This window comes from Bacillus sp. ISO11, from assembly GCF_003458115.1.
GTDB lineage: Bacteria > Bacillota > Bacilli > Bacillales > Bacillaceae_G > Bacillus_A > Bacillus_A cereus.
This window is the reverse complement of sequence record NZ_QXCO01000005.1, coordinates 208846-233387: the sequence shown is the minus strand read 5'-3', so window position 1 is coordinate 233387 and position 24542 is coordinate 208846. Positions and strand designations below refer to the sequence as shown.

Below are 24542 nucleotides of genomic sequence, written 5' to 3'. Positions count from 1 at the left end.
CAAGCTCTACACTTTTCCTTTTTAGGAAATGAAAAGAATATTTGTAAGTTGTTGCGAGATATCGATTGTACTGTGTAAAATGAACAAAGAGATTAATTGATAGAAAGCTGGAAAGGGAATGATAGACGTGAGAGCGGAGCGATCACCTTTTATCAGGTGAACTATTATAGTCTTATTAAGACTGAGGTGAAATTCCGTGGACATTAAAGTAATACATAGTGTGAACAGGCCTTAAAAAACACGAAGTAGTATACTTAAAGATGGATATGGAATTGCTAAATAATTCAAAAAGAATAATGTAATATCAAGTAATAATTTGTACAAACAATATTAATGATCTTCGTAAAAAAGATGCGAGTGTATAGAACAATTACATATTTTATAACTTTTTTATATTACACGATGGTCGTTTATAAGTAGGAGGAAGAGATGTTGAAATATAGTAAATTAGCAATTGTAACTGCATTATCAATGATTTTATTAGTCGGTTGTTTCGGTCCGAAACCAGAAGAAGAATTATATGTAGCGTTTGAAAACGCTGCTAAACAAGAAAAAACAATGTTTGAAGATGCAAAAAAACTTGAGACTTTAGAGAAAGAAGGACAAGAATTATATAACCAGATTGTTCAAGAAGGAAAAGATAATAATCAAACTGTTAAAGAAAAACTGAATCAAGCAGTGAAAAATACAACTGAACGAGAAAAAGTGCTTACAAAAGAAAAAGAAGTTTTAAATAAAGCGCAAGAAGAAGTGAAGTCAGCTGATAAGTATGTGAAGAAAATTGAAGATAAGAAATTGAAAGATCAAGCTGATAAAGTGAAAAGCATGTATGAGAAACGACACGATTCATTTAATAAAATGTATGACAGCTATGACAAATCTTTAAAACAAGAAAAAGAGTTATATACAATGTTACAAGATAAAGGTACTAAATTAAAAGATATTAGTGAAAAAGTAAAAGTAGTAAATCAATCTTATAAGGATATTGAGTCAGAAAAAGATAAATTTAATGAATTCACAAAGTCTTATAATACAGAAAAAGTAGCTTTTTATAAACAAGCAAATATTAAAATTAAAGAAGAGAAAAAATAAAACAGTTTGGCCTACACTTGGCCAAACTGTTTTATTTTTTTGTATAAGTACGACTATACCATGGAACAGGTTCACTTAATTTTTTTTCTTGTTTTAATGCTTCAGGACCAATATAATCTTGAATTGTTTTTTTTGCCACTGTTAAAGATAAGGTTGTTTTCGGATTTCGATAGGAGGATTCAAGATGACCAAGATGCGGTAGAATTCGAAAATCTTCTTTCGTAGGAGGGATGTGGAAAAAATAATCGCCTAAACGTATAAGGACATCAGATTGTTGTTGGCTAAAACGTGGGTTTCTAGAAAAATGTAATCCTTCTTTAATTGCTTTTTTTTCAGCAATCAAACGTTCTAAAGCTGTCTTTTTTAACCAGTATAAATATTTAGGATTAGTAGCTGCTTTAGCATGACGATTCACAACGAAAATAGATTGAGCTAGTCGATTAATAGAATGTTGGTTTTGTAATTGAGATTGTGGTTGTGAAGGTTTCATATTGAATCTCCTTTCAATTTTTCATTATTATACCATAAATAAAATAGGTATTTATTATACGCAAAAAGTGATTGTATATATTTTCAATATTAAAGCAATATTGTTACAAAAAACAACTATTTTGTATAATAGTAATAGAATATGTTTTTGAAATTTGATAATGAAAGAGTGAGAAGTTTGAAAGAAATATTAAAACAACAGTATGCCATTATAGATATTGGATCTAATACAATGCGTTTAGTTATTTATGAAAAGCAAAATGGAGGTTTTTATAAAGAGATTGAAAATACGAAAGTTGTTGCTAGGTTAAGGAATTACTTAATTGATGGTGTGTTGAATGAAGAGGGAATAGAAGTATTATTACAGACATTATTTCAATTTCAAGAAAGTACAAGATTCCATCAGTTGCATCATGTACTTTGTGTTGCAACAGCAACAATTAGACAGTCGGAGAATCAAGAGGAAATTAAAAAGCTTGTTGAAGGACAAACGGACTTTACTCTTAGAGTATTATCAGAGTATGAGGAAGCGCGTTACGGATACTTGGCGGTTATGAATTCTACATCGTTTTCAGAAGGAATAACGGTAGATATCGGCGGGGGAAGTACGGAAGTTACATACTTTAGAAATAGAGAAATTTTAGATTACCATAGTTTTCCATTCGGGGCACTTTCTTTAAAGCAACAATTTATTAAAGGGGATATTCCTACTAAAGATGAGTTAGAGGGAATGCAACAGTATTTAGAGTTTCAATTTCGAACGTTACCATGGTTAATCAATAAGAAATTGCCTCTTATTGCAATTGGTGGTAGTGCTAGGAACTTAGTGAAAATCCATCAAAATTTAATATGTTATCCTATAGCAGGATTACATTTATACAAGATGAAAGAAGAAGATATTGAAAGTGTAAAAGATGAATTGGAAAAATTGTCGTTCATAGAACTTCAGAAATTGGAAGGATTGGCAAAAGATCGAGCAGATACGATTATTCCAGCGGTTGAAGTATTTCATACACTTGTTAATGTTATAGGGGCACCGGCATTTGTATTAAGTAGAAAAGGGTTAAGAGAAGGTGTTTTCTATGAAGAGTTGACAAAAGATTTGGGGATTTCATATTATCCGAACGTAGTTGAAGAAAGTCTGCATTTACTATCACATGAATACGAAATGGACATGGAATTTGTTATTCAGCTTATTAAACATGGAAGACTAATTTGCAAACAACTTGAGGAAATAGGGCTTATTTCTATGTCAGTAAAAGACTGGGAAGTGTTCCATCAAGCAGCGAAAGTATTTAATATAGGCAAATATATAGACGAAGAAGCAAGCCGTTTACATACGTTTTATTTATTAGCGAATAAGACAATTGATGGCATGATGCATAAAGATCGAGTAAGGCTAGCGCTTATTGCATCGTATAAATCAAAAATGTTATTTAAACAACATTTATCTCCATTTGAAGGTTGGTTTGATAAAAGCGAACAAAAAAAAATCCGCCTGTTAGGAGCTGTTTTACAATTTTCAGCTACTTTAAATGTAAGGCAACGATCGCTTATTGATACCATATCTATAACAGAAAACGAAGAAGGATTAACATTTAAAGCTTTATGTGAAAAATCGGCATTAGCGGAAAAGGTGCAGGCTGAAAAACAAAAAAAACAGTTAGAAAGAGTATTAAAAACGAATATTAACTTGTTATTTGAACTAAAACATTAGGTTGTACGGATGTCTTTACAAAAAATTTACACTTTATAATATTGTAATTTGCTAAAATAAAAGTAACTAAATTATAGTAAAAAAGTTTCAAGGGGAAGTGTGAAGAGAATGGAATTATTGAAGGGGAATGCAGTAAATTTAAATGATACAGCTTATTACAATAATCGAGAGTTAAGTTGGTTAGCATTTAATGAACGTGTCTTACAAGAAGCGCAAGATGCAAATAATCCACTTTTGGAAAGATTGAAATTTATTAGTATTTTTAGTTCGAATTTAGATGAATTTTTTATGGTACGTGTAGCGGGATTAAAGGATCAAGTGAGTGCTGGATTTAACCAACCAGAAAATAAAGCTGGCTTAACACCAAAAAAGCAATTAAATAAAATTGCGATAAAAGCCCATGCACTAATGACAGTACAATATGATACATTTAAAAATTATGTATTACCAGCGCTTGAGTTAGAGGGAATTGAACGTTTAACATTCAATGATTTGACGAAAGAGCAGCGAGAATTTATAGAAGAGTATTTTGATGAGCAAATTTTTCCAGTGTTAACTCCTGTAGCTATTGATGCATATCGCCCATTTCCAATGCTATTAAACAAAAGTTTGAATTTGGCTACTCTTTTATATGATGAGAAGCAAGCGGAAGAAGAAAACAGGACGAAGTTAGGAATTGTGCAAGTTCCTTCATTACTTGAGCGCTTCATAATTTTACCTAGCGAAGGGCAAAAGCATAAATTTATTTTATTAGAAGACGTAATTAGTAGCTTTACTCATAAATTATTTACGGGATATACAGTATCATCTGTTACTCGTTTCCGTATTACACGCAATGCAGATTTAACGATTCATGAAGAAGGTGCGAGAGATTTATTAAAGGTAATTGAAAAAGAATTAAAAAAGCGTAAGTGGGGGGCTGCTGTTCGTTTAGAAGTTGGGAAAGAACACATTGATGAAAGAGTACTAGCGTTATTATATGAGGTTCTGGAAGTAAAAGATGAAGATGTATATATAATGGATGGTCCATTAGATTTAACATGTTTGTTTTCTTTATATAAAAAACTAGCTCCTTTATATGAACATCTTGTATATCCGGCTCTTATTCCGCAACCACCTCAAGATTTAGGTGATGAAGAAGATGTATTTGAAAAAGCAATTGAGCATGATATTTTATTACATCATCCTTTTGAATCATTTCAGCCGGTAGTTGATTTTGTCCGTGATGCGGCGGACGATCCGAATGTACTTGCGATTAAACAAACGTTATATCGTGTAAGTGGTGATTCACCGATTATTCAGGCGTTAAAGATAGCGGCTGAAAAGGGAAAACAAGTGACGGTATTAGTTGAATTAAAGGCAAGATTTGATGAAGAAAACAATGTTCATTGGGCTAAAGAATTGGAACAGGCAGGCTGTCATGTTATTTACGGTGTAAGTCACTTGAAAACACATAGTAAAATTACGTTAGTTGTAAGAAGAAAAAACGGAAAAATCGAAAGGTTCGTACATCTCGGAACTGGAAACTATAATGATGCAACAGCGAAGTTATATACTGATTTTGGATATATTACATCAAGAAAAGACTTTGGGGTTGATGCAACCAATTTCTTTAATTATTTAAGTGGTTATACAACAAAGCCACATTTTCATCATTTATCAGTTGCTCCATTTGATATAAGAGAGCAATTTATAGATTTAATAGATGAAGAAATCCGTTATCATAGGCAATATGGAAATGGATATATTATCGCTAAGATGAATTCATTAACAGATAAACCATTAATTAAAAAAATGTACGAAGCATCACAAGCTGGAGTAAAGGTAGAGCTCATTGTTCGAGGGACATGTTGTTTAAGACCTGGCATTCCAAATGTAAGTGAAAATATTCGTGTAGTTAGTGTTGTTGGAAGATATTTAGAACATAGCCGTATTTATTATTTCCATCATAATGGGGAGGAGAAAATATATTTATCTTCAGCTGATTTGATGACGCGAAATATGGAGAAGCGAGTGGAAATATCTTTCCCAATATTAGATATTGAAATGAAGGCACGAATTAAGGCGATTTTACAGCTTACATTAGCTGATAATGTGAAAACACGTGAACAAAATAAAGATGGTGATTACTATTATGTTATTAATAGTAGTACAGAAGAAATTGATAGCCAAGTGAAGTTGTTTAAGATGGCATATCAAAATACAGACGCTGAATAATGAAAAAAGTAAAAACCTCTTATGTTAATAAGAGGTTTTTACTTTTTTCTACTCATATGCTCCAAAAATGGAAGGATGAGTAGAAACAATAGTTTTATTATAAGAGTGTAATGAGATGGCTCGTTGAGAGAATAATATTTGAAAGAATCGTTATTTTAACTTAGTAATAGTATGGTTGCTGACATGGTCCACCGTAACAAGGATAAGGTGCTGGCGGCGGGAAAGGTGGTGGATAAGGTGGATAAAATGGTCGAGGGCCGAAAGCTAATGCTCCGCCGAGCAATCCACCAGCAATTCCAGCTAGAAAGGGAACGCCAAAAAACGGGAAGAAGCGTGAGTCGCCTACTGGACCAATAGGTGCTGAACGGACTGGAATTGGTTGATAATATGGATACATGAACATACCTCCTTTATTGGACTCACTTTTATCATATGGCAAACAAAACGTGGATGAGCGCGTACAAGAAAGGATATGTAAGAAAATAGGCGAATTATTACGAATGTTGGAGTGTGAAAATTGTGATTTCAGGTTTTGACATAAAGCGAAATGGGACACGTGTTCTTCCCAGGCCTCGATTGACATAGAGAGTTAAATCCTGAATTGTATAGAAGCCTTCAATATAGTCTTTGGCGAGTGAAGGTGTAATAATAGCTCCTAAAAAAGGAATTTGTACTTGTCCGCCGTGACTATGACCAGAAAGTTGCAAGTTGATTGGATATTTAGAAACTTTGGGCGCGATATCTGGTTCGTGAACAAGAACAATGTTATAAGTACTTTGCCGTGCATGCTCTAATGTTTTCTCTATTTTTGGTTTGCCTAATAGTATATCATCGAGACCGAAAATAGAAATTTCACTATTATCCATTAAACGAATTCTTTTTTCACTATTGAGCAATAGCTCAAATCCTGATTCACGCATGATGTGCTCATAGTATTCAGTTCCATATCCACCGTGATCATGGTTACCATAAATAGCGAATTTACCAAAGGGGGCTTGTATATTTTTTAAAATGGATGCAACGAAAGGAGTGTCAGTATACGTTTGATAATTATCAATGAGATCTCCGGTAAAAAGGACAATATCTGGATTTACAGCATTAATTTTAGAAACAACTTTAGATAAATGTTGAAGCGAGAAATAGTATCCGAGATGTAAATCGCTGAATTGAAGAATTTTCATACCATGAAAACTTTTTGGGATGAGTTGTGATTTTAATGTGTGCTGTGTAAAAGAAATGAAATGGGGCTCTATATATTTAGCATAGTAGTATCCGATGCTACTGGTTATAAATGAATAGAGACAAGTACGCATACCAATTTTTAAAAAATTTCTTCTTGTAATGTGCTTCATAAAAATATGAGTATACCTCAATGTTTTCATTCCATTTATAGGCTACTCAAATCTCCTTTCAGTTTATTTAAAATATACTTTACATAATAAAAAGTAGTATAGATTACGAAAAAAAATGAATAAAAAGAAAGTTCTTTACGCTAAAATATCAGAAAAGTTTAAAAATATAAAGATTTCTATTAAATAAAGTGATAAAATGAATGTGTATTCATTTTTTGGAGGGGATGTATGTGAAAGAAAAGGTAGTTATTATAACAGGTGGATCGAGTGGAATGGGAAAAGGAATGGCGACTCGTTTTGCAAAAGAAGGGGCACGAGTTGTTATTACAGGACGTACAAAGGAAAAACTAGAGGAAACAAAGTTGGAAATTGAACAATTTCCAGGGCAAGTATTACCTGTACAAATGGATGTAAGAAATACGGATGACATTCAGAAAATGATTGAACAGATTGATGAGAAGTTTGGTAGAATTGATGTTTTAATAAATAATGCAGCTGGAAACTTTATTTGTCCAGCAGAAGATTTATCTGTGAATGGCTGGAATTCAGTCATTAATATTGTATTAAACGGTACGTTTTACTGTAGTCATGCTGTCGGAAAATATTGGATTGAAAAAGGTATAAAAGGGAATATCATTAACATGGTAGCAACATATGCATGGGATGCTGGTCCAGGAGTTATTCATTCGGCTGCAGCGAAGGCAGGAGTATTAGCGATGACGAAGACGCTCGCTGTTGAGTGGGGACGTAAATATGGAATACGAGTTAACGCTATCGCGCCAGGACCAATTGAACGTACGGGCGGTGCTGATAAATTATGGATTTCAGAAGAAATGGCTAAACGTACGATACAAAGTGTTCCGCTTGGAAGGCTGGGTACGCCAGAAGAAATCGCTGGTCTAGCTTATTATTTATGTTCAGATGAAGCTGCGTACATAAATGGAACTTGCATGACAATGGATGGAGGACAACATTTACATCAATATCCATTTTAAAAGGGATAAAAAAATGAATATTTGATTCATTTTTTTATGGCTAAATGTGACGGAATTGTGACATATGAAAGAAAAGTGTTTACAAGAGGTCATATATACGTTATATTTAAGACCTCTTTTTTCTTCATAGTAGAATTGCTAATTCCCCTTAGCATTTTACCCCTCTAATCCCTTCAGGAAAACTGAAGGGATTTTTTATTATTTTTCCGTAAATATCATGTTATAATTTTTGAAAAGTAAAGGGAGGGAAGCACGTTGATAGATGCATTAGATGTAATGAGTAACTTGGATAAAGTCCTTCCTTATTATCAAGCTATTTTTAGTGCTGATGAGCATACTGTAATTGGATACGAAGTAGTAGGACGTATTCAAACAGAAGAGGGCATACAAAGTTTAGCTTCTTTCTTTCACGATGATTCGATTCCAAGTGAATTTCAACTGGAAGCGGATAATATTATAGTAGAAAAAGCTTTAAATCGTTATTTAGAAAGCGATCAAAAATTATTATTATTTATACATCGGAATGCTAATGTATTAATGAATGATGATGATGAAAGCTTGCTTCAACTTTTATTGAGGTATGAAGAACAAGGTTTAAATTTAAAACAAATTGTTTTAGAGATTACAGAGCATGAATGTAAAGAAGATATAGAGCAATTTAATCATTTGCTTATGTATTATCGTACATATGGTATTCAAATTTCGATTAATAAAGTCGGAACGGGCACAAGTAATTTAGAGCGTATTAGCGTGTTAGCACCTGATATTTTAAAAGTAGATTTAACGAACTTAAGGCAAACAGCACTTTTACAATCTTATCAAGATATTTTATATTCTTTATCATTACTTGCTAGAAGAATTGGTGCAACTTTGTTATATGAAGAAATAGATGCTTTTTATCAACTGCAATATGCTTGGAAGAACGGCGGAAGATATTATCAAGGTAATTATTTGAAAGAATGTTTACCTGATTTTATTGAAACGAATGTTTTGAAAGAGCGACTAGGTAATGAATGTCATCAGTTTATTCAGCATGAAAAGAAGAAGTTACAAAAAATTTATAATTTAACAGAGATGTTACGCGATCGCATTGGCGATGTTTTATCAAAACAAAAAAAGAATGAAGATATAAATGATTGGTTATTACAATTTAGTCAAAGTGTATCACAGTGTAGTTTTCGTATATTTATTTGTAATGAAGATGGTTTCCAACAATCAGGAAATGTTATGAAAAAAGATGGAGAATGGATTGTGATGCCGGATTATTATATGAAGAACTGGAGTTGGCGCCCGTATTTTCTCGAGAATATCATGAAAATGCGTTTTGAGAATAAGGCGAGGCTTTCAGATTTATATGCAGATATTGAAACGGGAGAAATGGTACGAACATTTTCTTTCCCGATTGATGATGACAACTTTTTATTTATAGATTTATCTTATGAATATTTATATGAAGAAGATGTTTTATTTTAATGCACGAAGAGATTCGTGCATTTTTTGTTTGTTTTTATCATAAATTGGTAATAGTGAAAATGGTGATGAAAATGCTGTCTATCGTTGTAAAGATTTTACGAACGAAATCTGTCCTGTCTTTGCATAATCATTGTTACAATGAATACTACAAAGACAAGTTCTTTTAAAAGGAAGGTGAAAAAATGAGGAAATATGGAATATGGCTTGTTCTATTTGTATGTGTTGCCTTTCTAGTTGGTTATAGTGTTACGACTGTTTTAGGAAAAGAGGAAGTGGAAGTCGATCGGAAAGAAGTATTTACAACGATACAAAAAGGCTATGAAACCCAGTTTTCAATTCGTGGGAAGCATTTGCCGATGAATAAGATGATAGAGACGTTATCACCGTATTTTACAGATAATTTCCTTCAAGTATTTACAGATGAAAATAGCAGAAGTGATAAACAAAGTGGTGAATATTTACTTCCGGCAAAAGAAGCACCGTTTTCTTTTAATTCAGAAACGAAAATGTCGTATGATGAAGAACATAAAAATTTATATGTATATGAGCGGACAAAAAGTGGACAGTATCAAATTGTAACATTGAAAAGGGATCAAGATAAATGGAAGCTAGCAGGATATCATGAAAGTCAGGAACTTTTAACTGAAATAAAAAGGTTGCAACAATTATAAAGTGAAACTTTTAATCAGTGGGAGGGATTACTCTTCCATCTAACTTCTTTGCTGTAGCTAAATTTGGGGTAGGAGTTTTACTACCCACAAATAGCGGGATAAGAATAGGAATAGGTATTTACCTATTCCTATTCTATATTGAGTAGTTGTTGTAACTTTTCAATTTGAAACCCTGCAACTACTTCGCCATCAATTACGACTGTTGGAGTTGAATAAGAATCATAGTCGTATAAAAGACGATTGCGAGCAGCAGCGTCTTTTTTTACGTCAAATTCTTCATATGCAACGTTATTATGCTTCAAAAATTCTTTCACAATAACACAGGGCGGACAATCGGGTTGTGTATAAACCTCAATTTTTTTCATTGTTATTCCTCCTTTTTTCTGTTTTTTATTATATTCTTCCAGTATAAAAACCGCAATAAAGAAGGGGAAATATGTTCTTTCTGTTTTTTCCTTCGCATTTCGACAAATTTTTAGTTGAGTTTCTGGCCAATAACCTTTATCCTAGAGTGTGGAACATTTTTTCTGTTATGACGGATAGAATGAGTATAGCTGTAAAACCTATTGGTAGGAAGATCAGAGAAAGGAGAGATTTCATGTCTCTACTCCAAGGAATTTTAACTCGACTTGTTAGTCTACAAGAACAAGCTGAAAGCGGTGAAGTAGCACAACGCTATTTTGAAGTGAACGGTGAGCGCAAATGTAGCGTGAAATTTTTCGATAAAAGTGAAATGTATGAGTTAGAAGTGTATCAACAAGGTGAAAAACCTCAAGTGTATCAATTCGATAATATCGACATGGTTGCAATTGAGATTTACGATATCATTTCTTGATACATATAAAAAAGGTACTGCCATGTGGCAGTACCTTTTTTAGTTCTATTACTTTCTAGTGGAATGTATAGAAGTTTTTTATTTTTCCTACAATGGTATTAAAATGAAATTTTAATCCGTGCAAGTTTGCTTATCCATGTGGAAAATGAGTCCCGTCAACCGGGTGAATATGTGAAGCTAAACTTCTCACAATCGCTGGGTTCTGCAAATAGCGGGAGAAATATAACTAGGAGGTTATCGTATGGAACGTTTACCAGTTGTGATTTGTCCTAATTGTCAAAGTTCTGCTGAGATTATTCATGTATTAACGGCTCAATCTAATCAAAATGTAATTTATACGTGCCAAGTTTGTCACTTTGTAATTCGAAATATTGAAACGAATAAAGGATAGGAAGTTATAATTTTAGTTTTTGTCCCATACAATGAGAATACGAAAAGTCTGTCTAATTGAAAGGACGTGACTCTGTGGACGGTGCACATAAATTTTACAATGTTTCAGAGAGACATTTAAATTTTGATATGGTCTTTAACCGTATTTGTAGTTTCATTGAAAAGGATCCGCGAAATTTATATCGATTATCCATTGGGACAGACTCACAAGCGCATCAAAAGGATACGAGGTTTATTACAGCAATCCATATTCATCGTGTTGGAAAAGGTGCCTGGGGCTGTTTACACCATAGATCAGTAAAAGATAAGCCGGCAACCTTACGTGAGAAAATATATTTAGAAACGCAGTTTAGTCAAGAAATCGCATGTCTATTTACGCCTACTCATATACAAACAATATGGGAGTTATTGCATCCTTATGCTCAAGATGGGGCTGGATTCATAATGGAAATTCATTTAGACATTGGGAATGATGGTTTAACAAAAGAATTTATTTTAGATATGACAGAAAAAATTCGAGCGATGGGATTAACTGCAAAAATTAAGCCAGATGCTTATGCGGCGTTTAGCTATGCAAATCGATATACGAAATGATTTTTTTTGTATGTATACGATTGCTACATATCTTTTAATAAAAACTGAATATTACATCTATTAAATAGGTTGAATTTTTTATATAATAAGAGTAACGATGCGAGTGTAAGGAGAGGGGTATATGCAAAGGGAAGTTGTTTTAACGAAGGAAGAAGAAAGTTTACTACTAGATATTTTATTTCAGCAAAATTACGCAAGTGAAATTTTAGCTGTGGAACTTACAGATATTGAAAATGGTTTGAAACAGACAGATGTGATGCAATATAAAAAAATCACAAGGTTATTTTACAGATTAAAAAATAAAGGGTATTAAGCGCTACCGGAATGGTAGTCTTTTTTTTGTGCTGTATGCTAAAATAGCTGTGTGATTGTATTTTTATTGAAATAAATTTAGGACAAAATAATAATATGAAAACGCTGTCATAAAATGTGAATAGAGTTGTGAACATAAGCAGGAAAAAGGGAAAATGGGGGATGTAATATGATTAGTATTCCGAAAGACGAATTTCAACAAATTCTTGTGAAGGATTTAATGATTTCATCGGAAAAAGTAGCTCATGTCCAAATTGGAAATAGTTTAGAACATGCTTTACTCGTTCTTGTGAAATCTGGATATTCGGCGATACCTGTCTTAGATCCAATGTATAAACTACATGGTTTGATTAGTACTGCCATGATATTAGATGGTATGTTAGGATTAGAACGTATTGAGTTTGAAAGACTCGATGATATGAAAGTAGAGCAGGTGATGAAAGAAGATATACCTGTTCTTAAATTAGACGATTCATTTGCAAAAGCTTTAGAAATGACAATTGATCATCCTTTTATTTGCGCTGTTAATGAAGAAGGCTATTTTGAGGGGATTTTAACACGTCGGGCTATTTTAAAATTGTTGAATAAGAAAGTAAGGCAACATAATCGATAACGTAAGAAAAGTGACTTCATAGAAACGAAGAAGTCACTTTTTTTTTCGTGCATATCACTTGTGTATGTATTATATTTAAAAAGACATAAAACATAAGGAAAGTTTGCGCTGGACAATTGTATTTTCTGAATGAAAGCATTCGGGTAAATTAAGGATGAAAAGCTTATTGAAATAAGGTGTATGGAAGCTAAGGAAAGAGGGAGAAAGTTGCAAATTGATGATTTTCAAATGATGGTTGTGTTAGCTCAGGAATCAAATATGAGAAAAGCGGCGGAACGTTTATTTGTTTCCCAACCTGCGCTGAGTCAACGATTACAATCTATGGAGAAACAATGGGGAATGAAGTTTTTTATTCGCTCACAAAAAGGATTGACAATTACACCTGAAGGGGAAAAAGTTGCAAATTATGCTAAAGAAATGTTGCAAAGGGAAGAAGATATAAAAAGTGAGCTAGCTGTTTTCAGAACGGAAACTCATGGAACGTTAAAAATAGCTGTTGCATCAGTTATTGGTCAATATTGGCTCCCTCCTGTTTTGAAAAAGTTTGTGCATAAATATCCTTCTGTCAAGATATCGCTGTTTACTGGATGGAGTAGTGAAGTGCAAAAGCAGTTTTATGAAGGAGACGTTCATGTTGCTATACTGAGGGGAACACAAGAATATAAAGGTCAGAAGCAACAATTATTTGAAGATGAACTGTATTTAGTTGATAAAGAAATAAAAGATATTTCGATGTTAAAAGAAACAAATAGGCCGTTCATTCAATTTAAAAGTGATTCGACTTATTATGGACAAATACAAAATTGGTGGTATGGTTTATTTTCTAATCCGCCTAAGCGAACGATTGTAGTTGACCAAATTGAAACATGTAAACAACTTGTTTTAAATGGTATAGGTTATGCCCTTTTACCTTCTACTGTTTTAAAGGAAGTACAGGAAAATATGTATAAAACACCTGTTCAACTGACGAGAGAAACATGGTTGTTAACAAGTGACTCGGCAAGGCAGTTGAAGCAAGTACAAGCATTTTTAGAAATTATAGAAGAAATTCAAAGGGAAAAATAAGATTATTATCTTGCTACTCGCTCTTTCGTTTGGTAGAGTAACATTATAAATGGATTTAGGAGGCAACAAGAATGAAAATGATGGACGCTAACGAAATTATTTCGTTTATTCAAAAAAGTGAAAAGAAAACTCCTGTAAAGGTATACATAAAAGGGGATTTAAAAGAAGTAACATTCCCTGAAACAGTACAAGCATTTGTGAATAAAAAGTCAGGTGTATTATTCGGAGAATGGTCTGAAATTAAGACAATTCTTGATGAGAATAATAAGCACATCGTTGACTACGTTGTAGAAAACGATCGTCGTAATTCTGCAATCCCGATGCTTGATTTAAAAGGTATTAAAGCTCGCATCGAGCCAGGTGCTATTATTCGTGACCATGTTGAAATTGGTGACAACGCTGTAATTATGATGAATGCAACAATTAACATTGGTGCTGTAATTGGTGAAGGTTCTATGATCGACATGAACGCAGTACTTGGTGGACGTGCAACAGTCGGTAAAAACTGTCACGTAGGTGCAGGTGCTGTACTTGCAGGTGTTATTGAGCCACCTTCTGCAAAACCAGTTATCGTTGAAGATGATGTAGTAATCGGTGCAAACGTGGTTGTTTTAGAGGGTGTTACAGTAGGGAAAGGTGCAGTCGTAGCAGCAGGAGCTGTTGTAACAGAAGATGTGCCTCCATACACAGTTGTTGCAGGTACTCCAGCACGTGTAATTAAAGAAATTGATGAGAAGACAAAAGCAAAAACAGAAATTAAACAAGAGCTTCGTCAATTAAACCCAGAGAAATAAAAAGTAAAAAAAGCGTAAGAGCGTAAATGGGCTCTTACGCTTTTTATAGATAGAGGTGCAAAAATGACAGTAAGCAAATTTATCCAAATTCGTAGAGATTTACATAGAATTCCAGAAATCGGATTTAAGGAATGGAAAACACAACAGTATATTTTAGATTATATAGGAACACTTTCTCATGAATTTGTGGAAGTGAAGACATGGAAAACGGGTGTAATCGTTAAAGTAAATGGAAAAAACCCTGAAAAAATAATAGGTTATCGTGCAGATATAGACGGTTTACCAATTACAGAGGAAACTGGATACGAGTTTGCTTCTATTCATGAAGGAATGATGCATGCATGTGGCCATGATGTACATACAACAATCGGTTTAGGCCTTCTAACGAAAGCTGTGAGCGAAAGAATAGATGATGACCTTGTATTTCTATTCCAGCCAGCAGAAGAAGGACCAGGCGGTGCTCTTCCTATGTTAGAAAGTGAAGAGTTAAAAGAATGGAAACCAAATATAATTCTTGGTCTTCATATTGCACCAGAATACGCTGTGGGGACAATTGCAACGAAAGAAGGACTGTTATTTGCCAATACTTCAGAATTATATATTGATTTAAAAGGGAAAGGTGGCCATGCTGCCTATCCGCATACTGCAAATGACATGATTGTTGCAGCGAGTCACCTTGTTACACAGCTTCAATCCGTTATTAGTCGCAATGTAAATCCTCTTGATAGTGCAGTAATTACAATCGGGAAAATTACAGGTGGTACGGTTCAAAATATTATTGCAGAAAAATCTCGTTTAGAAGGAACGATTCGAACATTATCAGTGGAATCAATGAAGCGTGTGAAAAGCAGAATTGAGTCAATTGTTGCAGGTATCGAAGCTTCTTTCCAGTGTGAGGCGATTATAGATTACGGAGCAATGTATCATCAAGTATATAACCATGAAGAGTTAACGAGAGAGTTTATGGAATTTGTACATAAACAAACTGATATGAATGTTATTACATGTACTGAGGCAATGACGGGTGAAGATTTTGGTTATATGCTTCGAGAAATCCCTGGATTTATGTTTTGGCTTGGAGTAAATTCAGAATATGGTTTACATCATGCAAAATTAAAACCAGACGAAGAAGTGATTGAAAAGGCAATCACATTTTTAAGCCAATATGTAAAGTGGAAAGGGAATAGAAAATAAAACTTCCGCTCTCTTGAAGGTTCCAAAAAACTTTTTGTTCTGAGGTGTAAGTAACGCTCGTATAGATTGATTTTAGACATTTACATACAAATGGAAGAATTAAAGTTAATTGTACTGTTTTAATAATGAGCAGGGGGTTTAGCCACTGCTCATTATTAATTATTTGACTAACTTATATATGTTTACTTTTAGTATGAAAAGTGTGTAAAATCAATGTGAAACATAGAAAAAAGGGTGGGGAATTACGTGCAAATTAGCAGTGCGATTTTATGTTTCGTCTTATATGCGTATGTTATTATTGCGGCGGTTTATTTTGGGATAAGTTTTTATGCCTATCGTCTAGTAGATAATAATGAATATGACGAAACATACAAATGGGTGAAGAGATATTTATCACCTGTACTAGAAATTATGAATGGGTTTGTGCTCTTTTTATTTATTGGATTAATTGCTTTCTCAACGAGTTTAGTAGGGAATAAAACTACGTTATTTGTATTGGGTATCATTATTTTTATGTTGTTAGGAATAAGGATTGGTAATACGGTCTTTTGGAATGAAAGAAAAGTAGATGGTTGGACGGGAATGTTAATTCCGTGCATGTTAGCTGCAATCGTGACAAATATAGAGCATGAATATTATCAATTACATTTTTGGCTTATTATCGTTTTAACAATTCTTTCTGTTTTGTATATAAGCACAGTAGTACTAACATATATTGCACATGAAAAAGGAGATGTTAAAGGCACTCGTTTCTTTAGAGGACGGGCATTATTTTGGAGTGTGCCGACGATGGCAGTTATCGCGCTTATTGCGATATTAGTAAATGGATATCAATTTTCTAATTGGCAACTATTTTTAGAAAATTGGTGGATCTTTATCTTTTCGTTTATTGCTTTTTTAGGTGCAACGCATTATTTATTCCATCAACATCATTACATATGGGCGTTGTTATTTGCATTCACACAGCTTCTATTTGCCTTTTTTGGTCAAGAAACATTATTATTCGTTTTTGAAACATTTAGTTCTTTTGGAAATATATTTGTATTTGCTATGCTACTTGTTGGTATCGCTTTTTACTTGCAACAATATTTTTATATACAAAAACAAAAATAAGAGCTAATCATAGTTTTTGTGACGCATATAAAGTGTGTTACACTGAAAATAAATAGTACTTGAAGTTATTGGAGGAATTCTTGTGGGTGAGAAAGAAAAAGAATTTGCTGTCATTGGACTTGGTCGCTTTGGTGGAAGTATTTGCCGAGAACTAGCTCAATTAGGTATGGAAGTAATGGCAATCGATTCAGATGAGGATAAAATTAATGAATTTGCAAATATAGCTTCGCATGCTGTAATTGCAGATTCAACAGATGAGATGGTATTAAAAAGCCTTGGTATTCGAAATTTTGATCACGTAGTCGTTGCTATTGGAGATAATTTAAATTCAAGTATTTTAACGACTTTGATTTTGAAAGAGTTGGGTGTAAAAAATATTACTGTAAAAGCTCAAAATGATTATCATGAAAAAGTGTTAAGTAAAATAGGTGCAGATCATATTGTGCATCCAGAACGTGATATGGGAAAAAGGATTGCTAATAATATTGCATCAAGCAATGTGCTAGACTACCTTGAGCTTTCAGATGAGCATAGTATTGTAGAGATTATTGCGAATAAAAAAATTGATGGGCACTCTTTAATTGAATTAGATATTCGTGCGAAGTTTGGATTGAATATTGTAGCAATTAAACGAGGCAAAGAAGTTATCGTATCCCCTCGAGCTACGGAGAATATTCAAGCAGGAGATATATTAATTGTCATTGGTCATGACGATGAAGTGGATCGATTTAAACACTTTTTAAGATAAGAGAAAAGAAAAGGACAATGCCTTCATGGCATTGTCCTTTTTCTTATATTTCCATAATGATTGGTAAAATCATTGGACGACGTTTCGTTTTCTCATATAGGAATGGGGCTAATGTGTCTGTAATTTCATTTTTAATTTCAGACCATTGTGTTGTTTTACGCTCCATTACTTTTTCTAAATGAGTTGTAATTAATGTTTGTGCATCATTGATTAAATCGCTGCTTTCACGCATGTAAACGAAACCGCGTGAGATGATATCAGGTCCTGCTGCAACTTTAAATTCATTCATATCAATGCTTACAACTACAATTACAAGTCCTTCTTCAGAAAGGATACGACGATCGCGTAATACGATATTGCCAATATCTCCAATACCGTTTCCATCAATGTAGACCGAACCAGATGGGATTTTTCCAGCTACGCTAGCTTCATCCGAACGTAAAGCAAGAACATCGCCATTATCCATAATGAAGCAATTTTCTTCAGGGATGCCACAATCATTTGCTATGTTCATGTGCATACGCTGCATACGATATTCACCATGAATTGGCATGAAGTACTTCGGTTTAATTAGACGTAACATTAACTTTTGTTCTTCTTGTCCACCGTGTCCACTTGTATGGATATTTGAAAGTTTCCCGTGAATTACATCAGCGCCAGCGCGGTACAACATGTTAATTGTACGACTTACGCTAATTGTATTTCCTGGAATTGGTGAAGAAGAGAAAACAACTGTATCTCCAGGAATAATTTGAATTTGGCGGTGTGTACCATTTGCAATACGTGAAAGTGCTGCCATCGGTTCACCTTGACTACCTGTACATAAAATAACAACTTTATTAGCTGGTAAGCGGTTTAGTTGAGATGCATCTATGAATGTATCTTTCGGGCAACGGATATAACCAAGGTTTTGTCCAATTTCAATCGCTGCTTCCATACTTCGACCAAACACAGCTACTTTACGGTTGTTTTCAACAGCAGCTTCAACAACTTGTTGTAAGCGGTGGATATTTGATGCAAAGGTTGCGAATATAATCCGTCCTTCTACTTTACGGAAAATGTCTTGAATGCTATCACCAACGCGACGCTCAGACATAGTAAAGTTTGGAACTTCACTGTTCGTACTATCAGATAATAGACATAGTACGCCATCTTTACCGATTTCAGCCATTTTTGTTAAATCAGCTGGTTCACCAACTGGTGTGAAGTCAAATTTGAAGTCACCTGTATGAACAACTTGACCTTGAGGTGTTTTCACAACAACGCCGTACGAATCTGGAATACTGTGAGTTGTACGGAAGAAGGATACAGACGTTTTTTTGAATTTAATAACGTCATCTTCTTGAATCTCGTAAAGTTTTGCTTTACGAAGTAAGCCGTGTTCTTCTAATTTGTTTTTGATGAGTGCAATTGCTAATTTTCCGCCGTAAATCGGAATGTTCACTTGACGTAATAGGTAAGGGATTCCGCCGATATGATCTTCGTGACCATGTGTAATGAATAACCCTTTAATTTTATCTTCGTTTCGCACAAAATAAGTGTAGTCTGGTATTACATAATCGATCCCGAGAAGTTCGTCCTCTGGAAATTTAATTCCAGCATCAATTATAATAATTTCATCTTGAAATTGAACAGCGTATGTATTTTTACCGATTTCACCAAGCCCACCGAGAGCAAATACAGCAACTTGGTCGTTTTTTAGAAATTTCATATCGCTATACGATTTCCGCTAATGTTAAATCAGCGTTTTCTTTTTCATATTCAAGATGAGCGCCAGTAACAGACTGAACAAACTCGATATTATATGCGAACTTATTTAACTTTGTACGAACATCCTTTTCAGACGTAGCCTCTAAATATAAAACTTTTGTATTTTCACGTACTGGAACCTCAGTTAATTTTTCTTGATAAAATACTTTAAAAATCATTTGGAAAACCTCTCCTTGTCTATGTTTTGCATTATCTGTTACTTATTATAAAGCAAACAGTCACGATTTTCATGTTTTTTCGAATGAGAATGAAGAAAAAGCCCGAAATGGGCACAATTTAAGCGATTGTCTTTTTACGGACTAGACCGTTTAAATAACGCTTGAGCTTTTTCTTCAGCTTCTTCAGCATGATTACTCCTTCCTTTCCTTATTTTAAACATGCCTATTACTAGTGAAAACTCTATCTCTGATATAAGAGATAGGACAAAAGTGAATGGTGAATCTTGTCCTTTCCCATACAGTGAAAGTTATTCTATAGTAACGATCAGTAGCCGTTAGTTATAGGTATAGTATGAGGAAGAATGGAAAAGAAAATTCATCCGAACAAGTATCTACATGTTTTACTAATATATATATGCAAAGTTTACAAATAAGGTCAGAAAGGGAACGCTTTCTTCACAGATGTTTAATATGTTATACTTTTTTTTAGAATTTGAAAAGTGATATTCAAAATAGGAATATAGAGTCCCAGAAAGGATTTTGACAAATGAATGATAAAATTGTCTTTTTTGATATTGATGGAACATTATTAGATCATGATAAAAAAATTCCGCAATCTACACGAGATGCAGTAAAACAGTTACAAGAAAAAGGTGTACATGTAGCAATTGCGACAGGGCGCGCGCCATTTATGTTCGAAGATATTCGCAGGGAACTTAATATACATAATTATGTTAGTTTTAATGGACAATATGTTGTCTTTGAAGATGAGGTAATATTTAATAATCCGTTACATCCAGATGCTTTACATAGGTTTACTCAGTTTGCAAAACAAGAAGGATATCCACTTGTATATCTTGACCATCAAGATATGAGAGCATCAGTGGAATATCATGATTATGTGAAAGAAGGCTTTGGAAGCTTAAACTTTGAGCATCCAGCATATGAGCCTAATTTTTATGAGGAACGTAATATTTATCAAACACTACTTTTTTGTGAAGTAAATGAAGAGGAAAAGTTTATTAATCATTATCCAGATTTTCATTTTATTCGTTGGCATGCATATTCAATGGATATCATTCCGAATGGTGGTTCTAAGGCAAAGGGAATTGAGAAATACATTGAAAAGTTAGGTTTTAATCGTGATCAAGTGTATGCATTTGGAGATGGCTTAAATGATTTAGAAATGATCGAAGCCGTTGGCACAGGTATTGTGATGGGAAATGGCCATGAAGACTTGAAAAAACTTGCAAATCATGTGACAAAGGATGTTAATGAAGACGGTATATATCATGGACTAAAGTGGGCTGGATTGCTATAAGTGAATATGGAACCCATTTCATAATAAAAAGGCGGAAGATTAACTTCCGCCTTTTTATTATTATCGCTCTAGAGGTTTGGAATCATCAGGAGCGGCAAAAGGATTTTCTTTATTGATATGGTCATAGAACATAACGCCATTTAAATGATCAATCTCGTGTTGGAATACGATTGCTGGTAAACCTTTTAAACGTAATTTTACTTCTTCTCCGTTAATAGAAGTTGCTTTTACTGTAATTCTTGTATAACGAGGAACATAACCAGGTACTTCGCGGTCTACAGACAGACAGCCTTCACCACCCTGTAAATATGTACGTTCAACAGAATGGCTAATGATTTTTGGATTGAATAATGCATGGCTATATAATGTACCATCCGCATCGGTTACATGAACTGCAATCATTTTTTTTGAAACACCGATTTGCGGAGCCGCTAATCCGATTCCAGGGCGTAAACTATATTTTTCAGCCATTTCAGGATCTTGGCTATTTATTACGAATTCAATCATTTCTTTTAAGGTAGTTGTATCTTCTTCGCTTGCCGGTAATGACACCTCTTTTGCAACGTTGCGCAAAATAGGATCTCCTTCGCGAATAACATCTTTCATTGTAAGCATATGTAATCTCTCCTTTCCTCTTTAGTCTACCAAAGGAGATGGAAAAAGTCATCGGCAAGAAAGGGAAGGCATTTTGGAAATTGTTCTATTATAGAGTAGTTATGTATGTGATAAAAAGAAAAAGACAGCAAAGCCGTCTTTTTCTTTCCATAGTTGTTTCGTTTTACATTAGCGAATGCAAGCAGCACCAACGATAATTAAAAGAATAAACAACACAACGATTAAGGCGAAGCCGCGTCCAGACCCGCCACAAGAACCGCCATAACCGTAGGAAGGATATGAACAAGTTGGATAGCAATATGAGTATCCGTACATGAGATGACCTCCTTTATCATTTCCCGCTAATACTGCGGTTACTATAATGTATGGAAGAGAGGGTAGAAATGTATAGGTATTTACCTAAAAAAGGAAGAGTAGTTTGTATATTTTTGTTACGAAGAGAGAAAAACTAAAGAGAATTAAATCGTTTACATATTATTCTAAGAGAAAAAATAAGTGAAAAAGGGAATAATATAACAGTAGGTCAATGCTTACTAATACAGATGTAAAAAATAAAAACACGTTTGTGTAGTAGAAACCTGCATATTATTTATAAAAAAACGTATTCAAAGTAATTGACATCGTAATTAGAATAGTTGTAAACTAAAAAACGTGATCAAGATTGTATTAATATGTTTCTGAAAAAACATTAGTACAGATTGTTAGGTACACAAAATTATTCTCAACCGACATACAAACATGTTGGTTTACATCGTTGCGCTTTTTAAACTGGAAAATAGCCAGTGAAAGCGTTTCAGAATATGGTTCAAGAGAGGAAGAGGTGAACGGAATGGGTACTAAAACAAAAAAGACCCTATTTAATGTTGATGAGCAAATGAAAGCTATCGCAGCTCAATTTGAAACATTACAAATTTTAAATGAAAACGGTGAAGTTGTGAATGAAGCAGCTATGCCTGAATTATCTGATGATCAATTAAAAGAATTAATGCGTCGTATGGTGTATACTCGCGTATTAGATCAACGTTCTATTTCTTTAAACCGTCAAGGACGTTTAGGTTTCTACGCACCTACAGCTGGACAAGAAGCTTCTCAATTAGCAAGTCATTTCGCACTTGAAGCAGAAGACTTCATCTTACCAGGATACCGTGATGTACCACAATTAGTATGGCACGGATTACCATTATACCAAGCATTCTTATTCTCTCGTGGACACTTCATGGGTAACCAAATGCCTGAGAATGTAAATGCATTAGCTCCACAGATTATTATCGGTGCGCAAATCATCCAAACTGCTGGTGTTGCGTTAGGTATGAAACTACGTGGTAAAAAATCTGTTGCAATTACTTACACTGGTGACGGTGGTGCTTCACAAGGTGACTTCTACGAAGGTATGAACTTTGCAGGTGCATTCAAAGCTCCAGCAATCTTCGTTGTTCAAAACAACCGTTATGCAATCTCTACTCCAGTAGAAAAGCAATCTGCAGCTAAAACTGTAGCACAAAAAGCAGTAGCAGCAGGTATTTACGGAATTCAAGTAGACGGTATGGATCCATTAGCTGTATACGCAGCAACTGCTTTTGCTCGTGAGCGCGCAGTAAATGGCGAAGGCCCTACTTTAATCGAGACTTTAACATTCCGTTACGGTCCACATACAATGGCTGGTGATGACCCAACTCGTTACCGTACAAAAGATATCGAAAACGAATGGGAACAAAAAGACCCAATCGTACGCTTCCGTAAGTTCTTAGAAGCTAAAGGCCTATGGTCTCAAGAAGTTGAAGAGACAGTAATCGAAGAAGCAAAAGAAGATATCAAACAAGCAATTGCTAAGGCTGACCAAGCTCCAAAACAAAAAGTAACTGATTTAATGGAAATCATGTACGAAAAAATGCCTTACAACTTAGCTGAACAATATGAAATCTACAAAGAAAAGGAGTCGAAGTAAGCCATGGCTCAAATGACAATGATTCAAGCAATCACTGATGCTTTACGCGTTGAAATGAAAAATGACCCTAACGTACTTGTATTTGGTGAAGACGTTGGTGTAAACGGCGGTGTATTCCGTGCTACTGAAGGTTTACAAGCTGAATTTGGTGAAGATCGTGTAATGGATACTCCGCTTGCAGAGTCTGGTATTGGTGGACTTGCAGTTGGTCTTGCACTTGAAGGATTCCGTCCAGTTCCAGAAATCCAATTCTTCGGTTTCGTTTATGAAGTAATGGATTCAATTTCTGGTCAATTAGCTCGTATGCGTTACCGTTCTGGTGGACGTTGGACTGCTCCAGTAACAGTTCGTTCTCCATTCGGTGGTGGTGTTCATACTCCTGAACTACATGCTGATAGCTTAGAAGGATTAGTGGCTCAACAACCTGGTCTAAAAGTTGTTATTCCATCTACTCCATACGATGCTAAAGGTCTTTTAATCTCTGCGATTCGTGACAACGATCCAGTTATCTACTTAGAGCATATGAAATTGTACCGTTCATTCCGTCAAGAGGTACCAGAAGGTGATTACACAATTGATTTAGGTAAAGCTGATATCAAACGTGAAGGTACAGATGTATCTGTTATCGCTTACGGTGCTATGGTTCACGCTGCATTAAAAGCTGCTGAAGAACTTGAAAAAGAAGGTATCTCTTTAGAGGTTGTTGACTTACGTACAGTTCAACCATTAGATATCGAAACAATCATCGCTTCTGTTGAAAAAACAGGTCGCGTAGTTGTAGTTCAAGAAGCTCAAAAACAAGCTGGTATTGCAGCTAACGTTGTAGCGGAAATTAACGACCGTGCAATCTTAAACTTAGAAGCTCCAGTTGTACGTGTTGCAGCTGCTGATACAGTATTCCCATTCTCTCAAGCAGAGAGCGTATGGTTACCAAACCACAAAGATATTGTTGAAGCTGTAAACAAAGTAATGAACTTCTAATTTTTAGCTTTTCATGTGCAAAAGAAATCAGCACATGCTGGTTTCTTTTGTACATATTCCATAATAATGAAATGAATCAGGGGGCTGA

The 24542-nt window shown here is 34.4% G+C and carries 27 protein-coding genes; 19 read left to right on the top strand and 8 right to left on the bottom strand.

Annotated features, from left to right (window positions below):
• Positions 1-429 precede the first annotated feature (429 nt).
• Entirely contained in the window at positions 430-1092 is a 663-nt protein-coding gene (locus D1166_RS07715) for a YkyA family protein (protein WP_097856051.1), read from the top strand.
• A 31-nt stretch (positions 1093-1123) separates the two neighbouring features.
• Here the strand turns inward: D1166_RS07715 and D1166_RS07710 are convergent, their stop codons facing one another.
• Positions 1124-1582 carry a YkyB family protein gene (locus D1166_RS07710; RefSeq protein WP_000804862.1) on the bottom strand — a complete coding sequence of 153 codons (459 nt, stop codon included), beginning with the start codon at positions 1580-1582 and terminating at the stop codon, positions 1124-1126.
• A 141-nt stretch (positions 1583-1723) separates the two neighbouring features.
• On the opposite strand from D1166_RS07710, the gene D1166_RS07705 reads away from it, so the two are divergent.
• Together D1166_RS07705 and D1166_RS07700 are read left to right on the top strand one after the other, a co-directional pair.
• Positions 1724-3298: a Ppx/GppA family phosphatase gene (locus D1166_RS07705; RefSeq protein ID WP_118043264.1), complete on the top strand. Its 1575-nt coding sequence runs from the start codon at positions 1724-1726 to the stop codon at positions 3296-3298.
• 108 nt (positions 3299-3406) lie between these two features.
• Positions 3407-5515, top strand: coding sequence for a polyphosphate kinase (locus D1166_RS07700; RefSeq protein ID WP_000421677.1), 2109 nt, complete (start codon positions 3407-3409; stop codon positions 5513-5515).
• Positions 5516-5675: 160 nt separating this feature from the next.
• Here the strand turns inward: D1166_RS07700 and D1166_RS07695 are convergent, their stop codons facing one another.
• Together D1166_RS07695 and D1166_RS07690 are read right to left on the bottom strand one after the other, a co-directional pair.
• Positions 5676-5912 (bottom strand): hypothetical protein, encoded by a 237-nt coding sequence (locus D1166_RS07695; protein WP_000283738.1) that lies wholly within the window; start codon positions 5910-5912, stop codon positions 5676-5678.
• Between the two features lie 97 nt (positions 5913-6009).
• Positions 6010-6867 carry a metallophosphoesterase gene (locus tag D1166_RS07690; protein ID WP_084065586.1) on the bottom strand — a complete coding sequence of 286 codons (858 nt, stop codon included), beginning with the start codon at positions 6865-6867 and terminating at the stop codon, positions 6010-6012.
• A gap of 230 nt (positions 6868-7097) precedes the next feature.
• On the opposite strand from D1166_RS07690, the gene fadH reads away from it, so the two are divergent.
• The 3 genes from fadH to D1166_RS07675 all read left to right on the top strand — a co-directional run bounded on the left by fadH (position 7098) and on the right by D1166_RS07675 (position 10006).
• Positions 7098-7862, top strand: coding sequence for a 2,4-dienoyl-CoA reductase (fadH, locus tag D1166_RS07685; RefSeq protein WP_000660913.1), 765 nt, complete (start codon positions 7098-7100; stop codon positions 7860-7862).
• Between the two features lie 255 nt (positions 7863-8117).
• Complete coding sequence (locus D1166_RS07680) at positions 8118-9335, top strand: EAL domain-containing protein (RefSeq protein ID WP_000564306.1); 1218 nt, start codon at positions 8118-8120, stop codon at positions 9333-9335.
• Between the two features lie 182 nt (positions 9336-9517).
• Entirely contained in the window at positions 9518-10006 is a 489-nt protein-coding gene (locus tag D1166_RS07675; protein WP_001233804.1) for a DUF3993 domain-containing protein, read from the top strand.
• Positions 10007-10134: 128 nt separating this feature from the next.
• Here the strand turns inward: D1166_RS07675 and D1166_RS07670 are convergent, their stop codons facing one another.
• On the bottom strand, positions 10135-10371 hold the full coding sequence (locus tag D1166_RS07670; protein WP_000717875.1) for a glutaredoxin family protein: 237 nt from the start codon (positions 10369-10371) through the stop codon (positions 10135-10137).
• 233 nt (positions 10372-10604) lie between these two features.
• Here D1166_RS07670 and D1166_RS07665 point away from each other — a divergent pair, with 233 nt between their 5' ends.
• From D1166_RS07665 to D1166_RS07625, 10 genes are all read left to right on the top strand, one after another.
• Positions 10605-10841: a YkuJ family protein gene (locus D1166_RS07665; protein WP_000055151.1), complete on the top strand. Its 237-nt coding sequence runs from the start codon at positions 10605-10607 to the stop codon at positions 10839-10841.
• A gap of 241 nt (positions 10842-11082) precedes the next feature.
• Positions 11083-11232 carry a hypothetical protein gene (locus tag D1166_RS31205; protein ID WP_000440540.1) on the top strand — a complete coding sequence of 50 codons (150 nt, stop codon included), beginning with the start codon at positions 11083-11085 and terminating at the stop codon, positions 11230-11232.
• A gap of 74 nt (positions 11233-11306) precedes the next feature.
• Positions 11307-11825: a ribonuclease H-like YkuK family protein gene (locus D1166_RS07660; protein ID WP_000348489.1), complete on the top strand. Its 519-nt coding sequence runs from the start codon at positions 11307-11309 to the stop codon at positions 11823-11825.
• A 121-nt stretch (positions 11826-11946) separates the two neighbouring features.
• On the top strand, positions 11947-12138 hold the full coding sequence (abbA, locus tag D1166_RS07655; protein ID WP_001188692.1) for an antirepressor AbbA: 192 nt from the start codon (positions 11947-11949) through the stop codon (positions 12136-12138).
• Positions 12139-12306: 168 nt separating this feature from the next.
• A complete protein-coding gene (cbpB, locus tag D1166_RS07650) occupies positions 12307-12750 on the top strand; it encodes a cyclic-di-AMP-binding protein CbpB (RefSeq protein ID WP_000623579.1) in 444 nt (147 codons plus the stop codon).
• A 180-nt stretch (positions 12751-12930) separates the two neighbouring features.
• Positions 12931-13815, top strand: a complete 885-nt coding sequence (locus tag D1166_RS07645; RefSeq protein WP_001987174.1) for a LysR family transcriptional regulator — start codon at positions 12931-12933, stop codon at positions 13813-13815.
• A gap of 71 nt (positions 13816-13886) precedes the next feature.
• Complete coding sequence (dapD, locus tag D1166_RS07640; RefSeq protein ID WP_000783241.1) at positions 13887-14609, top strand: 2,3,4,5-tetrahydropyridine-2,6-dicarboxylate N-acetyltransferase; 723 nt, start codon at positions 13887-13889, stop codon at positions 14607-14609.
• A gap of 63 nt (positions 14610-14672) precedes the next feature.
• A complete protein-coding gene (locus tag D1166_RS07635; protein WP_000218663.1) occupies positions 14673-15803 on the top strand; it encodes an N-acetyldiaminopimelate deacetylase in 1131 nt (376 codons plus the stop codon).
• Positions 15804-16049: 246 nt separating this feature from the next.
• The gene (locus D1166_RS07630; RefSeq protein ID WP_001167321.1) at positions 16050-16916 is read left to right on the top strand and encodes a cytochrome c oxidase assembly protein; all 867 of its coding nucleotides are present in this window, start codon (positions 16050-16052) and stop codon (positions 16914-16916) included.
• An 82-nt stretch (positions 16917-16998) separates the two neighbouring features.
• Positions 16999-17664: a potassium channel family protein gene (locus D1166_RS07625; RefSeq protein WP_000504032.1), complete on the top strand. Its 666-nt coding sequence runs from the start codon at positions 16999-17001 to the stop codon at positions 17662-17664.
• Positions 17665-17707: 43 nt separating this feature from the next.
• Here the strand turns inward: D1166_RS07625 and rnjA are convergent, their stop codons facing one another.
• Together rnjA and D1166_RS07615 are read right to left on the bottom strand one after the other, a co-directional pair.
• Complete coding sequence (gene rnjA / locus D1166_RS07620) at positions 17708-19375, bottom strand: ribonuclease J1 (RefSeq protein ID WP_097856053.1); 1668 nt, start codon at positions 19373-19375, stop codon at positions 17708-17710.
• A 4-nt stretch (positions 19376-19379) separates the two neighbouring features.
• Complete coding sequence (locus D1166_RS07615) at positions 19380-19592, bottom strand: DNA-dependent RNA polymerase subunit epsilon (protein WP_000576435.1); 213 nt, start codon at positions 19590-19592, stop codon at positions 19380-19382.
• A gap of 547 nt (positions 19593-20139) precedes the next feature.
• On the opposite strand from D1166_RS07615, the gene D1166_RS07605 reads away from it, so the two are divergent.
• Positions 20140-20913 (top strand): Cof-type HAD-IIB family hydrolase, encoded by a 774-nt coding sequence (locus D1166_RS07605; RefSeq protein ID WP_000998279.1) that lies wholly within the window; start codon positions 20140-20142, stop codon positions 20911-20913.
• A gap of 60 nt (positions 20914-20973) precedes the next feature.
• On the opposite strand, the gene def is transcribed toward D1166_RS07605, so the two are convergent.
• Positions 20974-21528, bottom strand: a complete 555-nt coding sequence (def, locus tag D1166_RS07600) for a peptide deformylase (protein ID WP_097856054.1) — start codon at positions 21526-21528, stop codon at positions 20974-20976.
• Positions 21529-21696: 168 nt separating this feature from the next.
• Positions 21697-21843 (bottom strand): YjcZ family sporulation protein, encoded by a 147-nt coding sequence (locus D1166_RS07595; RefSeq protein ID WP_000274562.1) that lies wholly within the window; start codon positions 21841-21843, stop codon positions 21697-21699.
• Positions 21844-22357: 514 nt separating this feature from the next.
• On the opposite strand from D1166_RS07595, the gene pdhA reads away from it, so the two are divergent.
• On the top strand, positions 22358-23473 hold the full coding sequence (pdhA, locus tag D1166_RS07590) for a pyruvate dehydrogenase E1 component subunit alpha (RefSeq protein ID WP_000536895.1): 1116 nt from the start codon (positions 22358-22360) through the stop codon (positions 23471-23473).
• Positions 23474-23476: 3 nt separating this feature from the next.
• Positions 23477-24454 carry a pyruvate dehydrogenase complex E1 component subunit beta gene (pdhB, locus tag D1166_RS07585; RefSeq protein WP_000068168.1) on the top strand — a complete coding sequence of 326 codons (978 nt, stop codon included), beginning with the start codon at positions 23477-23479 and terminating at the stop codon, positions 24452-24454.
• Positions 24455-24542 lie beyond the last annotated feature (88 nt).

Coding starts and splice junctions, on each gene's coding strand:
- D1166_RS07715 (WP_097856051.1), top strand. CDS start 430: ATGTTGAAATATAGTAAATTAGCAATTGTAACTGCATTATCAATGATT.
- D1166_RS07710 (WP_000804862.1), bottom strand. CDS start 1,582: ATGAAACCTTCACAACCACAATCTCAATTACAAAACCAACATTCTATT.
- D1166_RS07705 (WP_118043264.1), top strand. CDS start 1,724: ATGTTTTTGAAATTTGATAATGAAAGAGTGAGAAGTTTGAAAGAAATA.
- D1166_RS07700 (WP_000421677.1), top strand. CDS start 3,407: ATGGAATTATTGAAGGGGAATGCAGTAAATTTAAATGATACAGCTTAT.
- D1166_RS07695 (WP_000283738.1), bottom strand. CDS start 5,912: ATGTATCCATATTATCAACCAATTCCAGTCCGTTCAGCACCTATTGGT.
- D1166_RS07690 (WP_084065586.1), bottom strand. CDS start 6,867: ATGAAGCACATTACAAGAAGAAATTTTTTAAAAATTGGTATGCGTACT.
- D1166_RS07675 (WP_001233804.1), top strand. CDS start 9,518: ATGAGGAAATATGGAATATGGCTTGTTCTATTTGTATGTGTTGCCTTT.
- D1166_RS07670 (WP_000717875.1), bottom strand. CDS start 10,371: ATGAAAAAAATTGAGGTTTATACACAACCCGATTGTCCGCCCTGTGTT.
- D1166_RS07665 (WP_000055151.1), top strand. CDS start 10,605: ATGTCTCTACTCCAAGGAATTTTAACTCGACTTGTTAGTCTACAAGAA.
- D1166_RS31205 (WP_000440540.1), top strand. CDS start 11,083: ATGGAACGTTTACCAGTTGTGATTTGTCCTAATTGTCAAAGTTCTGCT.
- abbA (WP_001188692.1), top strand. CDS start 11,947: ATGCAAAGGGAAGTTGTTTTAACGAAGGAAGAAGAAAGTTTACTACTA.
- cbpB (WP_000623579.1), top strand. CDS start 12,307: ATGATTAGTATTCCGAAAGACGAATTTCAACAAATTCTTGTGAAGGAT.
- D1166_RS07645 (WP_001987174.1), top strand. CDS start 12,931: ATGGAAGCTAAGGAAAGAGGGAGAAAGTTGCAAATTGATGATTTTCAA.
- dapD (WP_000783241.1), top strand. CDS start 13,887: ATGAAAATGATGGACGCTAACGAAATTATTTCGTTTATTCAAAAAAGT.
- D1166_RS07635 (WP_000218663.1), top strand. CDS start 14,673: ATGACAGTAAGCAAATTTATCCAAATTCGTAGAGATTTACATAGAATT.
- rnjA (WP_097856053.1), bottom strand. CDS start 19,375: ATGAAATTTCTAAAAAACGACCAAGTTGCTGTATTTGCTCTCGGTGGG.
- D1166_RS07615 (WP_000576435.1), bottom strand. CDS start 19,592: ATGATTTTTAAAGTATTTTATCAAGAAAAATTAACTGAGGTTCCAGTA.
- D1166_RS07605 (WP_000998279.1), top strand. CDS start 20,140: ATGAATGATAAAATTGTCTTTTTTGATATTGATGGAACATTATTAGAT.
- def (WP_097856054.1), bottom strand. CDS start 21,528: ATGCTTACAATGAAAGATGTTATTCGCGAAGGAGATCCTATTTTGCGC.
- D1166_RS07595 (WP_000274562.1), bottom strand. CDS start 21,843: ATGTACGGATACTCATATTGCTATCCAACTTGTTCATATCCTTCCTAC.
- pdhA (WP_000536895.1), top strand. CDS start 22,358: ATGGGTACTAAAACAAAAAAGACCCTATTTAATGTTGATGAGCAAATG.
- pdhB (WP_000068168.1), top strand. CDS start 23,477: ATGGCTCAAATGACAATGATTCAAGCAATCACTGATGCTTTACGCGTT.